Raw genomic sequence first — 14,865 nt, forward strand, 5'->3', positions numbered from 1 at the left:
GAGGGGGTCAGTGCAGACGCGCGATTTCGGTCGCGATCTGTTCGGGGGCGATTTCCCCCATGTGGGCCTTGGCCAGACGGCCGTCGGCGTGGAGGAACAGGGTCACCGGAATGCCGGCCGTACCGTAGTGGCGGGGCAGCGCCATGGCCTCGTCGAACAGCACATGGTCGAGGGCCAGCCCCTGGCTCTGCAGAAAGGCCCGAACGCCGGCTTCGCCCTCGCCCTGGTTGACGAAGAGGAAGCGCACATTCGGATGGGCTTTTTCGGCCTGGGCCAAAGCCGGCATCTCGCGCCGGCAGGGCGGGCACCAGGTGGCCCAGAGATTGATCACCGTAGGCCGATCGATCGGCGCCGAAAGGTCGATCGCCGGTGCGTCCATCGCGGCCAGCGTCAGGGCGGGCGGCGCCATGGGCTGCGTCGCCGAGGCCAACTGATGGGCGGTGGTCCAAACCAAGGCGCTGGCCAGCACAGGCGCAATGGCCCAGGCGCGTTCGCGCGTCGTGCGCAGCAGCAGAATGGTGGCCAGGATCACGACCGGCGCGACCCAGATCCAACTGAATCCGCCCTGCCAGACCGCGAGCGCCCGCCACGGGTCAGCCCCGAAATACTCCCAGTGCGTCGCCACGTGACCGAGGCGGGCGACCGCCAGACCGCCGAAGACTAGGACCGTGCTCCACAGGTTGAAGCGCGGGCTGACCCGGCTGGCCAACAGCCCGACGCCGATCATGAAGACGAACACGCCGGCGATGATGGCGAACCGCTCGCCCGACAGGACGAGCGGGCCCAGGGTGATGGCGTTCATGCGGCGGCTCCGGCGCTCTGCAGGGCGGAGGCGACGTCTTGGGCCGACATCTCTCCGATCAGTCGGCTGCCCGGCGCTTCGGTCGCCGAGGGCGACAGGAAGATCATCGTCGGCGGTCCGATCACTCCGTGCCGCTCAAGAAGCGCGCGCGCCTCGGGCGTGCTGCGCGTGACGTCGACCTTGATGAGGTCGGTGTTCGAAAGGCCGGCGATGACCGCGGGGTCCTCGAACACCGTCCGCTCGATCACCTTGCAGCTGACGCACCAGTCGGCGGTGAAATAGACCAGGGCGGGACGTTCGCGCGCGGCGGCATCGGCGACGGCGCGGTCGAGCGCCGTCTGATCCAGCACGACCGCTGCGGTTTCGACCGGCGCGGCGGCTGAGATTCCAGCGGGCCGCGCCAGGGGCTCAAGCGGACGCCACGGGTCGTCCGCCCCGAGACTGAGGCCGACCAGCAGCAACAGGCCCCAGGTCGCGGCCGCCAGGCCAGCGACACGTGCGACGCCGTTTCTCAGATTCGGGCTCAGCGGCTGGAACAGGCCGAGAGCCGCCGCCAGACCGAGCGCCAGCGCCGCGCCGAAAGCCAGCGTCGCGCTCGGCGGCAGGATGCGGCCGGCCAGCCACCAGGCCATGCCCAGGAAGATGAAGCCGAACAGCATCTTCACCCGGTCCATCCACGGCCCAGCCTTGGGCAGGAAGCGCGCGCCGACCGTGCCGAACACGATCAAGGGCACCCCCTTGCCCAGGCCCAGGAAGAACAGGGCCGCCGCGCCCAGCCCAACGTCGCCGGTCTGTGCGATATAGAGCAGGGCACCCGCCAAGGGCGCGGTGACGCAAGGGCCCACGATGAGGGCGGAGACGAAGCCCAGACCTGCGGCTGAGGGCAGGGACCGCCGTCCGTCACCGCTGTCGCGGGACAGGCGGCTGGTCCAGGCCGAGGGCAGTTGCAACTCGAAGCCGCCGAACATGGACGCGGCGAGAACGACGAAGACGACAACCAGAGCGCCGATCGCCCAAACCGACTGGAGCGCCATCTGCAGGTTCTGTCCGGACCAGGCGGCCGCGACGCCCAGCAGGGCGAAGGCGACGGAAAGGCCCAGCACATAGGCGACCGAGAGCATCAGGCCTCGGCGCGTACCGCGCCCGTCCACGCCGCGTCCGATGACGCCGGCCAGGATCGGGTACATGGGAAAGACGCAGGGCGTGAAGGCCAGAAGCACGCCGAAACCGAAGAAGGCGAGCAGGACCCAGGTGGCCCCGCCCTGCAGCGCCAAGCGATCGACGAAGCCCGGGCTGGGGTCCGGGATGACCGCCGGCGATGGCGCGACCGGCGGAGGCGCCAACGCGCCCTCATCACTCGCGAGTGCGGGTGTGGGTGCAGCGCCCGGCGCCTGGATCGCCAGCAGAGCGGCGGCCTGAGCGGTCTGCGCATCGGCCTCCCGAGCGGCAACCTCGGACTGCGGCCGGGTCGGCACGTCCACTGTCCGCGTCATCGGCGGGTAGCAGATCGAGTCCTCGAGGCACCCCTGGTAGGTGATGTTGACCGACGTCGGGCCGCCAACCTGCGTCAGGGTCTGCGCCGATAGGGTCGCGCGACCCTCGTCATGCCAGACGTCGACGACGCCAAAGCCCGGATCGTCCTTGGTTTCGCCGGTCGCAAGCTCCAGAGGCAGCGATGCTTTCCCGCCCGGCGTGCTGGCGACGGTGTGGTCACGATAGAGATAATGGCCGGGCGCAATGTCCCAGGCGAAGGCCAGGTCGCCGTCAGCCTCACGCGTCACCGTCAGGGAGAAGGCCTTGTCAGGCGATAGCGGAGCCTGACCCAATGCCGAACCCGGAAGGGTGAAGGACAGGATCGCGAGAGCGGCGGGCAACAGTCGGCGGAAAAACCTCATGGCCATCTCGTCGGCAAACGAGCTTAAGTCAGGCTTAAGCCGCAACTTCCACCTCACGCCGCATGAGACTGCTCGCCATAGAAGATGATCCCGTTCTCGCCGACGGCCTCCAGGTCGGGCTCAGCGCCTGCGGCTGGACGGTCGAAGTCGTCGGGCGGGTCGAGGACGCCCTCGCGGCGCTGGAAAGCTCGGCGTTCGATGCGGTCGTGCTGGATTTGGGTCTTCCTGATGGCGACGGCCTTTCGGTGCTGCGTTTCGTTCGCGAGCGCGACATGGATGTCGGCGTGGTGGTCTTGTCGGCGCGCGATGACAGTCGGGACCGCATTGTGGGTCTGGACGCCGGCGCGGACGACTATGTCGGCAAGCCTTTCGATCTCGACGAACTGGCGGCGCGACTGCGCGCGGTGCGGCGTCGCCTGCTTGGGCGCTCGGCGCCCGCCTTGCGCCACGGCGGGGTGACCCTTGATCCCCAGTCGCGTCTGGCTTGGCGTGAAGAGGGGGACCTGCCCCTTTCGAGACGTGAGTTCGCCATCCTGGAGGCCCTGATGGAACGGCCTGCACAGGTCCTCTCGCGCAGTCAGCTAGAAGAACGCCTGTACGGTTGGCAGGAGGAGATCGGCTCTAACGCGGTGGAAGTGCACATCCACTATCTCCGGGCCAAGTTGGGAGCCGGCTTCATCCGCACCGTCCGCGGCGTAGGATACACCCTGCAATGAGCTCGATCCGCCTGCGTCTGTTCGCCACCCTCGCGCTCGTGACCGCCCTCGTCTGGGGCGGCGCGGTCGTCTGGGTCGAGATCCAGACCCGGGCCGAGGTGCAACGGGTGCTGGACCGGCGCCTGATGGAGTCGGCCCGCATGGTCTCGTCCCTGATGCAGGCCGGCAGCGTGCGCCCGGCGATGCAGGCTCCGGAAAGCGGGGCCGCCGATGTCTACGACCGTCAGCTCTCCTGCCAGATCTGGTCGCTGGAAGGCGATCTGATTGGTCGGTCCCAAAGCGCGCCTGCGGAGCGGTTGTCGGAAGGGGGCGACGGTTTTTCAGAACGCACGATCCGGGGCGAGCGCTGGCGCGTCTACACGGTGCATGATCGTGATGCCGGTTTCAGGGTCATGGTCGGGGACAATCTGGCCGTTCGCGAGCACCTGGTCGGCAATGTCGTCACCGCTTTGATCGGTCCGGCGGTCCTTGGTCTGCTGGTGCTTGGCGTATTGATCTGGTGGTCGGTAGGGCGGGGGCTGACCCCTATTCGACAAATGACCCGCAGCCTTGCGGTACGGGATGCGGAAGATCTGACGGCGTTGGACGTATCGCCGGACGCCCGCGAACTCCGTCCCTTCGCCCTGGCGCTGAACGACTTGATGTCACGCCTTGGCGCAGCGCGACGTCGCGAGGCCGAGTTCACGGCCGCTGCCGCGCACGAATTGCGTACGCCTCTGGCAGGCCTGCGCGTCCAGGCGCAGATTGCGGCGTCGTCTTCGGATACGGCCGTTCGAAGACGCGCGCTGGAGCAGATCCAGACCTCTGTCGATCGCACTGCCCGCCTCGTCACAGGTCTTCTCGTCTTGGCGCGCGAGGACGAGATGCCGGTTAGCGACGAAGATCGCCGCTGGGTGACGCTTCGGTCGCTGTTTGCAGGAGCGGAAGGCGATGATCGGGTGTCGATCGTTGAAGGTGACGCGCTGCTTAACGTGGATCCAGATCGCTTCGAGGCAGCGGCTGCCAATCTCCTCGCCAACGCGCAGGCGCATGCGGCATCCTCAGTCGTGATCAGTTACGACCCGACTTCCGGGCGTTTAATCGTCGAGGACGACGGCCCGGGCGTGGCCTTCTCGGATCTGCATCGGCTGGGTAGGCGCTTCTTCCGTGCGGCCAATGCACCTTCCGGAGGGAGCGGTCTGGGCCTCTCTATCGTCCTCGCCACAGTGAAGGCCCATGGGGGACAGGTGCAGTTCTTGCGCTCACCAGGAGGCGGTCTCCGTGTCGAGGTGATAGTTGCTATTGAGGCTTCGGGGTCGATGCATAAGCCTAGCACGCTGACCGACTAACAACGATCTCGGCACGCCGAAAGGGTGAGCTCGGGGCCGATCGCGGATCGGAGGCGGACATTAGATGTTCTCACCTCCAGCGTCTGCTGATGCAAACGGCTGCTGGTCGCACAGCGAGGATAGCCCGCACGCACCCCACTGCTGGCTCACTAAGTTGGGCTAGGGCTTTCGGCGGCTCAGCGGCCGCTGGTCGGGAGATTTCCGACCGGGTTTCTGCTATGGGATTTCAGGAAGTGGGTATTGATCCAGATTGCTGGCTCTTCCCCTCTTCTGGTGACCATATGGTGACCAATCGTCGCTGAGATTTCCTAAGGTCTTAGAAAAATCAGCTTTATCAATAGGATAGAACGAGAGTTCGCGGCATCGAATATCCTCTACTGGGACATCGAGCTGGAGCCCTGAAGGCCCGGGCCATCAGTCCGGGGCGTCCCATTTCGGAAATCGCCGGAATGCTGCGGTTGCGAACAGTGGGCGCCTTCTTTACGGTTCAGGTCTAGAGGGGTTGAGCCGACCATCGGGGGACGGCGCGCCGGACCCGGCGATAACCCATTGGAATACAGCCGCTCATGAGCGACGAGACCGTTCAGGACCTCTCCCTGTTCCGCAATCCGCCGGGCTTCAGGGGGCGTTCGGCGGTGGTCGTTCAGCTGTGGTGGCTGGTCCAGTCGACCCTCTTCGCCTGGTCGCCCCAGTTCATGTTCGGCTGGCGCGCCTGGCTGCTGCGCCGGTTCGGGGCGAAGATCGGCAAGGGGGTCAAGCTGCGCCCCGGCGTGCGGGTCACCTATCCCTGGAAGCTGACCATCGGCGACCACTGCTGGTTCGGCGACGGCACCCTGCTGTATTCGCTCGCCGAGATCGAGATCGGCGACAATGTCGCCATGGCCGACAACATCTCCATCGTCACGGGCTCGCACGAGTTCCGCAAACCGACCTTCGACATCTACGCCCTGCCGCTGAAGATCGAGTCCGAGAGCTGGTTCTGCTCGGGCTGTTTCGTGCACCAGGGCCTGACCATCGGGCGGGGCTCGGTCATCGGCGCCCGCGCCGTGGTGACCAAAAGCACCGAACCCTATTCGATCAACACAGGCTTCCCCGCGCGCAAGGTCGGCGACCGGCGCGTGAAGCCCGAGGCCTGAGGACCGCAGATGGCTGACACCGGCAAGAAGACGATCCTGGTCACCGGAGGCTCCGGCTTCATCGGCACCCATCTGGTCGAGGCCCTGCTCGCCGAGGGTCATACGGTCCTGAACTTCGACAAGAAGCCTCCGACTCTGGACACCCACACGCCGTACTGGATCAAGGCCGATCTGATGGACGCCCCGGTCATCGCCGCCGTGGTCGCCGAGCATCGTCCCGAGGTGATCTACAACCTCGCCGCCTGGGCCAGCCTGGCGGGCGACGCCTCCCTGATGCTGGTCAATACGGTGGGGGTCGACCATGTGATCGACGCGGTCAAGGCCATCGAGCGCTACAGCCCGGTCGTCCTGCACGTCTCGACCCAGATGGTCGCCGGCCCGGCCCAGGGATCCTTCGATCCCGAGGCCTTCAGCGCCGACACCGTCTATGGCCAGACCAAGGTCGATTCCGAGAAAATCCTGCGCGCCCGCGCCATGGATCTGGACTGGGTCGTCTTCCGCCCGACCAACATCTGGGGGCCCTACCATCCGTCCTTCGCCAAATCGATCTGGCGCTACATCGGCATGGGTCTGTATCTGCATCCCGAGGGCGATCATTCGATCCGCTCCTACGGCTATGTCGGCAATGTCGTGTCCCAGATGGTCAACGCCATCAAGGTTCCGCTGCCTGAGGTCCGTCACAAGGTCTTCTATGTGGGCGACGCCCCGATGGACTCCTCGGTCTGGCTCGACTCCTTCTCGGTGGCCCTGCGCGGCAAGCCGGTGCGGCGTTTCCCCAAGGGGCTGCTGGGGGCCATCGCCCGCGTCGGCGACCTGACCGCCTCTCTGAAGCTGCCGTCGCCGATCAACTCGGGCCGGCTGAAGCGGATGACCTCGGACTTCCGCACCCCGGTGGAGCCGACCTTCGCCCTGCTCGGCGCGGGTCCGTTCAGCTTCGAGGAAGGCGTGGCCAATACGGTCGCCTGGCTGAAGACCAACCCGACCTCCAGCGCCGACCACTGATCGGCGCCGGCCCGGCCCTTGAGGACGTTTCGGGGCCTCAGGCCGCCTGAAGCGTCTCGCGTAGGGTGTGCAGCAGGGCCGGGGCGGTGATCTCCACGTCGAAATTGGCGCGGAAGGCGGCCTGCGCGGCGGCGCCCATGGCCGTGCGTTCGTCCGGCGTCAGCGCGTTCCAGCGGCGCAGCAGGGCTTCCGCCCCCTCGATCGTGTCCGGCTCGACCAGACCCGCGCCCGCGCCCTCGACCTCGCGCCAGATATTGACCTTGTCGCTGATCAGGACGGGCTTGCCGCAGGCCATGGCCTCGGCGACGACGATGCCGAAATTCTCCTGGTGCGAGGGCAGGATGAAGGCCTCGGCGCCGTAGTAGGCGCCCCATTTGGCATCGCCCTGCAGCATGCCCGGCCAGTGCAGCCGGTCGGCGATCCCCAGGGCCTGGGCTTGCGCCTTCAGGGCGGCGACCGAGCCGGTCTGGTCCGGGCCGGCGACGACGATCTGCAGATCGGGCTGAAGGTCGGCGGCACGGGCGAAGGCTTCGACCAGCAGGTCCACGCCCTTCTTCGGGTGAATGCGGCTGAGGAACAGCAGATAGGGGCGGCCCGTCAGCTCCGGCGCCTTCCCGGCGAAGGCCGCGGTCTGGGCCGAGGTTGGGGCGGGCGCCGTCGAGGTGCCGTAGCCGACGACCTGTTCCTTGTAGCGGCTGCCCCAGAACTCGCCGCGCGCCAGCAGCTTCTCTTCCTCGGTGGTGAACAGCACCGCCTGGGCGCCCCGGGTCAGCGGCCCTTCGCAGATCTGCCAGAAGCCCTGTTTGGCCAGGTTCTTGAGCGGATAGGTGCGCCGGAACCAGGGGTCCATCATCCCGTGGGTGAAGACGAAATAGGGGGTGGAGGCGTGGGGAAGAACCCGCGCCGCGGCGAAGGTGGCGTAGTTCCACAGGCCGTTGACGATGACCGCGTCATAGTCGCCGACGTGGGCCTTCAGCCAGGGCTCCATGTCGGGCGAATAGCCGTAGTGGCCCAGGAACCCGCCCTTGGCCTTGCGGGCGCCCATGGCATGGACCTTGATCGGGCTGGCGGCGACCCAGGGATCGTCCGGGTGATCCAGGGACAGGACCTCGCGCAGGCCCAGATCGCGCGTCGCCCCGTCCTGCCGGAACACACCCTCGATCGGCCCGCCGCTGACAGGGTTCACCGAATTGATGATGTGCAACAGGCGCATTCGGCGGGAACCCGACGGTTCAGGTTTCATGGGTCGCTGACTTCTACGCAAGGGGAGAGAGGATAACCGAACTAACTTTAGTTATAGCCGTCAAGAGGTTGAGCATGCGCCACAAGGTCTCTCCCGGGGGTTGTGGCGCGCATGCCCCTATATGGTCTCGGGCGCGGCGGCCGAGACCGCCGCCGGGTGGGCTTCAGGCCATTTGTGCGCCGCCAGACGCCAGGACGCGACGGCGGTCATAATCAGATGCACTACCACCAGGGCGAGCGCGATATTCATCACGCTGGCGATCGGGACGACGATGAGGGAGGCGACCACCAGCACCGCGGCCAGGGTTCCCGAGACCATCTTGTGGGCGTTGATCGCCGAAAGCGGGGTGAACAGCCCGGTCCAGACCATCTCGAAGGCGGTGGCCAGACCCAGTGTCCAGAGCAGGGCGGTCGAGAAGTTCAGCTGGCCGTGGGAGATCAGGCGCACGCCCAGCTCGCCCAGGAAGACCACGCACAGACCATAGGCCAGCAGGCCGGCGACGGTCAGGGCGGCGTGGATCTTGAGAAGCTGGTTATAGCGGTGATGGTCGCGCTTGCCGAAGGCGAAGCTGTATTCGGGCTGCAGGGCGAAGCTCAGCATGTTGGAGCCCGAGGTGCCCAGGCGGGCTACGGTGCGGGTCACCGAGAACAGGGCCACGGTCGCCGGGGTCGCGACGGCGCCGAGGATGACCAGCGGCCCCTGGATCATCAGGGCGTTGGAGACCGGCACCAGCATATAGGTCAGGGAGGGGCCGGCCATGGCCTTCAGCCGGCTCCGGGTGGCGTGCTTTAGGCCGATCTGCAGCCAGGGGGTGTTGCGGCGGACCCAGACGGCCAGAAGAACAAGGGAAAGCAGGCGCGACGACATCCCGGCAAGGGCCGCGCCCGCCAGACCCGCGCCGCTCAGGGCCGCGATGGCGATGGCGGCGGCCTCGAACAGACGGGCCGAGGCGGCGAACATCGTCTCCGTCGCCGGACGCCCCTCGCAGCGCACTCCGGCGGAGAGCAGCAGGAAGAACTGATAGGCGATGACCGAAGCTGTCTGGGTCCCCAGGACGCCGCGCGCCTGATCCAGGCTTTCCGAGCCGAGGTTGAACCAGGCGCCGATCGGCGCGACCGTCAGCAGCACCGCCGCCGCGATCGCCAACACGCAGCCGGCGATCAGCAGCAGGCCGAAGATGCTCTGGAAGGTCTCCATCGCCCCGGCCCGGTCGCCTGCGGACACCCGGATCGACATGTCGTTCTTGGCGATGAAGGTGAAGCCGAAGTCGCTGAAATTCAGATAGGCGGGCAGGGCCGTCAACAGCACCCAGACCCCGTACCGCTCGATCCCCCAGGCCAGGATCAGGATCGGCACCGACCCGAACTGCACCCCCAGCGTCACCGCCTGACTGAACATCTGGGCGGAGAAATTCTTGGTCAGACGGGAGGGCAGTTTCATCGGGCGCCGGGAGCCGGGTAGGCGGGCCCTCCGGACGGCATCTGTCGACCTGGTGCTGCCGGATAGAACAGTCGGGCCATGAAGACGAAGATCGCCAGCGTCACCATCATCAGCGGGATGTTGCGCAGCAGGATCTCGAACAAGGCGTCGATTTCCTTCTCCGCGACGTTGCTCAGCGTCACGACCATAGCCACCGACCACGGACTGGCGGTCATCGCTCCGCCGATCAGATCGACCACGAGGAAGACCACCAGCATCAGGAAGAAGCTGATGCCGATCACCCCCGGAAGGCCGCCGACGGCGAAGGAGCTGGCGGACAGACCCACGACCGGACGTCCGACCGTCAGATAGGTCCGGAACCCGTACTTCCAGCTGACGATGTCGCCCAGAACGCCGGGGCTTTTCGAGACCAGCACCGACGGAAGCACGCGTTGGCCGACGAGACTGGTGACCTCGGACATCGTCACGCGTCCGGGGTCGTTCACCCGCGTGACCTGATCGACCGGAAGAATAAGCGCGAACCGGTCGATGTTCGCGGTCGACGGATAGACGTAACTTCCCGATGACCGGTAGTTGGCCGCGAAGCCCTTGTAGACCTTGTCGTTCAGGGCGTTGATCCGGCCGAAGTCATAGTTGTTCTGCCTCAGGATCGCCATCGTCAGATCGACCCGTTCGGCGACGGTCTTGTTGGTCTGTTCGGCGCGGGTGATGTGGATCAGCGGAGCGAGCACGAACTGGGATGCAATCAGGAAGACGGCGCCGCCGACCACGTACTGAGGTTTCACCTTCAGTTTGTAGAAGACGAAGATCAGCACGATGACCAGCGCCGCGTCCATGACATCCTTCTTGATGTTGGCGGCGAACGACAGGCCCGTGATCATGATGAACATCACGATCGCGAGGGTGGTGTCGGCGCCCCGGGCGCGGCTGGAGACGGCGCGGGAGACCTGGCCGGCGAAGCTGAAGACCAGCAGGAAATAGAAGGCGCCGAAGCCGCCGAAGCCGCCGATGGCGTCGCTGTTGCCGTTCGTGAACTGGGGACGGAAATGCTCATGCAGCACCAGCAGGATGAAGGCGATCACGAACATCACCGGAAACAGCGGCGTTCGGGATCCCGCGACGTCGAACTCCTGCTTCAGGTTCTGGATCGCCCGGAAGCGGATCGGGAACCTCTGGGCGACCATGAAGGCCGCGGTCGTGGCCATATGTCCGGTAAAGACGACGATCGCCGAAGTGTCCGGATTGTACAGGTTCTGCTGGACCGGCTGCCACAGGACAGTCTTGATCACGACGGCGAACATGCCGCTGTACAGGCAGATCGAAAAATAGATCATGCTGGCGACGGTCAGCTTGTCCGAATAGATCGAAAAGAAGCCGCACACCGAGATGATGTATAGTGCGATCAGGATCGGGAAGTTCGCACCCAGCACAAGCTGAATGATCGCGCAGATCGTGGCGAGGATCAGATATGCGGCAGCGAACTTCTTCACGCGTTGGCCGCCTTGAACGCGGCATAGGCGCCTTCGATGCCGTCCTTCAGACCGATCGTCGGGGCCCAGCCCATGGCCTTGAGTTTGTCGCCGCTCATGAGCTTGCGCATGGTGCCGTCCGGCTTGGAGGTATCGGTGACGATGTCGCCGTTGAAGCCGACAACCTCGCACACAAGTCTGGCCAGATCGATAATGGGCAGGTCCTCGCCCGAGCCGACGTTGACGTGCTCGAAGTCGGAATAGGTCTTCATCAGGAAGACGCAGGCGTCGGCGCAGTCGTCGGAGTTCAGGAACTCGCGCCGTGGCGTGCCGGTGCCCCAGATGACGATGTGGTCGGCGCCCGTTTCCTTCGCCTCATGCGCCTTGCGGATCAGGGCCGGCAGGACATGGCTGGAGGTCAGGTCGTAGTTGTCGCCGGGGCCGTAGAGGTTGGTCGGCATGGCCGAGATGAAGTCGCAGCCGTGCTGCTTGCGATAGGACTGGGCCAGTTTGATGCCGGCGATCTTGGCCACCGCATACCATTCGTTGGTCGGTTCCAGCGGGCCGGTCAGCAGGGCGTCTTCCGGGATCGGCTGGGGCGCTTGCTTGGGGTAGATGCAGCTGGAGCCGAGGAACAGCATCTTGGCGACGCCCTCGCGGTAGGCCGCCTCGGTGACGTTGGCCGCGATCATCAGGTTGTCGTACAGGAAGTCGGCCGGATAGGTGTCATTGGCCAGGATGCCGCCGACCTTGGCCGCGGCCATGAAGATGGCGTCGGGCTTGCGGTCCGCGACGAAGGCGCGGACCTGGTCGGGCGATTTCAGATCGACGTCGGCGCGGGTTGCGGTGACGACCTCGCAGTCCTCGGACGCCAGCCGGCGCACGATGGCCGAACCGACCATCCCGCGATGGCCGGCGACCCAGATTCGTTTCCCGGCGAGCGGGAAGACGACCTCACTCGCCATTGCCGCGCCGCTCCCTCGCGACCGCGATCAGGTCGGCGGCGACCATTTCCTCGCACAGGGCTTCCCACTTGGTGTCGTGGGTCCAGCCCAGCTTCGCCTTCGCCTTGGCCGGGTTGCCGATCAGCAGATCGACCTCGGTCGGGCGGAAGTAGCGCGGGTCGATCCGGACGTAGACGCGGCCGGTCTCGGTGCAGATCCCCGTCTCGTCGACGCCTTCGCCTTCCCAGCGCAGGGTCACGTCGATCTGTTTGAAGGCGTGGGTGACGAAGTCGCGGATGACCGTCGTCTCGCCGGTGGCCAGGACATAGTCGTCGGCCGTTTCCTGCTGCAGCATCAGCCACATGCCGCGGACGTACTCGCGGGCGTGGCCCCAGTCGCGCTTGGCATCGATGTTGCCGAGATAGAGGGTGTCCTGGAAGCCGTGCTTGATGGCGGCGACCGCGCGCGTGATCTTGCGCGTCACGAAGGTCTCGCCGCGCAGCGGGCTCTCGTGGTTGAACAGGATGCCGTTCGAGGCGTGGATGCCATAGGCCTCGCGGTAGTTCACCACGATCCAGTAGCCATACATCTTGGCCACGGCATAGGGGCTGCGCGGATAGAAGGGCGTCGTTTCCGACTGCGGCACTTCCTGCACCAGGCCATACAGCTCCGACGTCGAGGCCTGATAGAATTTGGTCTTCTTCTCGAGGCCCAGGATGCGGATCGCCTCAAGGATGCGCAGGGTGCCGATGCCGTCGGCATTGGCCGTGTATTCCGGCATCTCGAACGACACCTGGACGTGGCTCATGGCCGCCAGGTTGTAGATTTCGTCCGGCTGGGTTTCCTGGATGATGCGGATCAGATTGGTGGAATCCGTCAGGTCGCCGTGGTGCAGGATGAAGCGCGGATCCTTCTCGTGCGGATCCTGGTACAGATGTTCGATCCGGCCCGTGTTGAACGACGACGAGCGGCGCTTCACGCCGTGGACCGTATAACCCTTCTCGAGCAGCAGCTCCGACAGATAGGCGCCGTCCTGACCGGTCACCCCGGTGATCAGCGCGACCTTGCCCTTACCCACTTCCGACATCAAACCCCCGGTGATGTTTTCGCCCCCCGACAGGGCAAATGTAACATAGCTCTCTAATCACAAACTGACGAGGCCCTGTTCGCATTTGCAAAATCGAAAACGACAAATGTGATCAAGCGCCTGCGACTGGCTCGTCCGGCTAGGGACTGCAAGCCCCGAGCCATTCTCCATGAAAGCGAACGCTGTCGTCCGATTTCACTACAGGGCGGATTTTACTGGCGCTTACGGCATTTTGTGGCGGAGATGCGCGGCGACGGACGGCGATGTCCCAATTGTGAAACGCGGTCCCCCGCACGTGATTTGTACAGCGATGCTTTAAAAGCCCGGGGAATATGAGAGAGTGGGTCGGGCCCCGTCATGTTGCGATGCAAAATGACGGCGGCGACTGCGGGGACGATATGATGATCAGAGACGACGGTGTCAGGCGTTGTCGGTGGAGCGAAGTGTCTTGAGCGGCGTGGCCTCCGGCGCGCTTTCGCGCGAGACTCTTCTGAACGCCGTGCCGAACGGGGATGAACCGACGGCCGGAACGTCCCGGATCGGGACGGACCTCGTCGCCGACGGTCCGCGCCGTATCCTGATCGTCGCGTTGAACTATGCGCCCGAGCTGGTCGGCTGCGCCAAATACTCTACCGAACTGGCCGAGGATCTGGTCGCGCGCGGCCATACGGTCGAGGTCGTCTGCGCCCCGCCCTACTATCCGCAATGGAAGATCGGCGAGGGCTATTCCGGCGCCGAGTGGCGGCGCGAGGAGCGCAACGGCGTCGTCCTGCACCGCGTGCCCCTCTATGTGCCGCCCAAGCCCACGGGCGTGAAACGGATCGCCCATCTGGCCTCCTTCGGCCTGACCGCCGCGCCCGCCGCCGTGGCCGCGGCCCTGCGGTTCAAGCCGCATCTGGTCTTCGCCGTGGCCCCGACCCTGACCGCCGCCGCCGCCGCCTGGATGGCGGCCAAAGCGTCGGGCGCCGCCGGCTGGCTGCACATCCAGGACTTCGAGGTCGACGCGGCCTTCGACCTGGGTCTGCTCAGCAATCAGACGGCGCGCTCCACCGCGCTCGGCATCGAACGCACCGTGCTGCGCCGCTTCGACCGGGTGTCGAGCATCTCCCCGGCCATGACCGGACTTCTGGCCCGCAAGGGCGTGGCGGCCGATCGCATCGTCGAACTGCGCAACTGGGTCGATGTGGACGCCGTCAGCGTCTTCCCCTCCAGCGACACCGCCTATCGCCGCGAGCTGGGCATTCCGGCCGACCGGATCGTCGCCCTCTATTCCGGCAACATGGCCGCCAAACAGGGTATCGAGATGTTGGGCGAGGTCGCGACCCGGCTGCGTGACGCCGGCGCCCCGGTCACCCTGATGCTGTGCGGCGACGGCCCGGCCCGTGCGGGGCTTGAGGCGGCCTGCGCCGGTCTGGACAATGTCCGCTTCCTGCCGCTGCAGCCCATGGAGCGCCTGCCCGAACTGCTCGGGACCGCCGACATCCACCTCCTGCCGCAACGGCCCGAGGCCGCCGATCTGGTCCTGCCGTCCAAGCTGACGGGCATGCTGGCCTCGGGCCGGGCCGTGGTGGCCATGGCCGCCCCGGGCACGGGACTGGCGCATGAGGTCGAGGGCTGCGGTCTGGCGGTCGATACGACGGCTCAGGCCATGACGGCGGGCATTCTGGATCTGGTCGCGGACACCGCGGCGCGTCAGGCTTTCGGCATGCAAGCTCGCGTCCGCGCCGAGGAGCGCTGGCGCAAGAGCGAGATCATCGGCGCCTTCGAACAGACGGTTCAGGCCCTTCGCAAGGCCTGAATTCT

Annotated in this window: 12 protein-coding genes; 5 read left to right on the forward strand and 7 right to left on the reverse strand. The window is 66.0% G+C overall.

Annotated elements, in window-relative coordinates:
* Positions 1-7 precede the first annotated feature (7 nt).
* Together ACW172_RS11520 and dsbD are read right to left on the reverse strand one after the other, a co-directional pair.
* Positions 8-802 (reverse strand): TlpA disulfide reductase family protein, encoded by a 795-nt coding sequence (locus ACW172_RS11520; RefSeq protein ID WP_035308673.1) that lies wholly within the window; start codon positions 800-802, stop codon positions 8-10.
* Complete coding sequence (dsbD, locus tag ACW172_RS11525; RefSeq protein ID WP_224764426.1) at positions 799-2,697, reverse strand: protein-disulfide reductase DsbD; 1,899 nt, start codon at positions 2,695-2,697, stop codon at positions 799-801. The genes ACW172_RS11520 and dsbD overlap by 4 nt, the downstream gene beginning before the upstream one ends.
* Before the next feature lie 62 nt (positions 2,698-2,759).
* Here dsbD and ACW172_RS11530 point away from each other — a divergent pair, with 62 nt between their 5' ends.
* The 4 genes from ACW172_RS11530 (at position 2,760) to ACW172_RS11545 (ending at position 6,879) form a co-directional block, all read left to right on the forward strand.
* Positions 2,760-3,413 carry a response regulator gene (locus ACW172_RS11530; RefSeq protein ID WP_035308676.1) on the forward strand — a complete coding sequence of 218 codons (654 nt, stop codon included), beginning with the start codon at positions 2,760-2,762 and terminating at the stop codon, positions 3,411-3,413.
* A complete protein-coding gene (locus ACW172_RS11535) occupies positions 3,410-4,741 on the forward strand; it encodes an ATP-binding protein (protein ID WP_035308677.1) in 1,332 nt (443 codons plus the stop codon). Before ACW172_RS11530 ends, ACW172_RS11535 begins: the two co-directional genes overlap by 4 nt.
* A 566-nt stretch (positions 4,742-5,307) precedes the next feature.
* Positions 5,308-5,877, forward strand: coding sequence for a WcaF family extracellular polysaccharide biosynthesis acetyltransferase (locus tag ACW172_RS11540; RefSeq protein WP_492031584.1), 570 nt, complete (start codon positions 5,308-5,310; stop codon positions 5,875-5,877).
* A 9-nt stretch (positions 5,878-5,886) separates the two neighbouring features.
* Entirely contained in the window at positions 5,887-6,879 is a 993-nt protein-coding gene (locus tag ACW172_RS11545; protein ID WP_492031585.1) for an NAD-dependent epimerase/dehydratase family protein, read from the forward strand.
* Positions 6,880-6,916: 37 nt separating this feature from the next.
* Here the strand turns inward: ACW172_RS11545 and ACW172_RS11550 are convergent, their stop codons facing one another.
* The 5 genes from ACW172_RS11550 to gmd all read right to left on the reverse strand — a co-directional run bounded on the left by ACW172_RS11550 (position 6,917) and on the right by gmd (position 13,062).
* Positions 6,917-8,092: a glycosyltransferase gene (locus ACW172_RS11550; protein WP_492031586.1), complete on the reverse strand. Its 1,176-nt coding sequence runs from the start codon at positions 8,090-8,092 to the stop codon at positions 6,917-6,919.
* Positions 8,093-8,239: 147 nt separating this feature from the next.
* Entirely contained in the window at positions 8,240-9,562 is a 1,323-nt protein-coding gene (locus ACW172_RS11555) for a lipopolysaccharide biosynthesis protein (protein ID WP_492031587.1), read from the reverse strand.
* Positions 9,559-11,052: a hypothetical protein gene (locus ACW172_RS11560; RefSeq protein ID WP_492031588.1), complete on the reverse strand. Its 1,494-nt coding sequence runs from the start codon at positions 11,050-11,052 to the stop codon at positions 9,559-9,561. The genes ACW172_RS11555 and ACW172_RS11560 overlap by 4 nt, the downstream gene beginning before the upstream one ends.
* Complete coding sequence (gene fcl / locus ACW172_RS11565; RefSeq protein WP_492031589.1) at positions 11,049-11,996, reverse strand: GDP-L-fucose synthase; 948 nt, start codon at positions 11,994-11,996, stop codon at positions 11,049-11,051. Before fcl ends, ACW172_RS11560 begins: the two co-directional genes overlap by 4 nt.
* Complete coding sequence (gene gmd, locus ACW172_RS11570; RefSeq protein WP_492031590.1) at positions 11,986-13,062, reverse strand: GDP-mannose 4,6-dehydratase; 1,077 nt, start codon at positions 13,060-13,062, stop codon at positions 11,986-11,988. The genes fcl and gmd overlap by 11 nt, the downstream gene beginning before the upstream one ends.
* Positions 13,063-13,519: 457 nt before the next feature.
* On the opposite strand from gmd, the gene ACW172_RS11575 reads away from it, so the two are divergent.
* The gene (locus tag ACW172_RS11575; protein WP_492034974.1) at positions 13,520-14,860 is read left to right on the forward strand and encodes a WcaI family glycosyltransferase; all 1,341 of its coding nucleotides are present in this window, start codon (positions 13,520-13,522) and stop codon (positions 14,858-14,860) included.
* Positions 14,861-14,865: the final 5 nt, after the last annotated feature.

The organism is Brevundimonas sp. ALps5, from assembly GCF_058681645.1.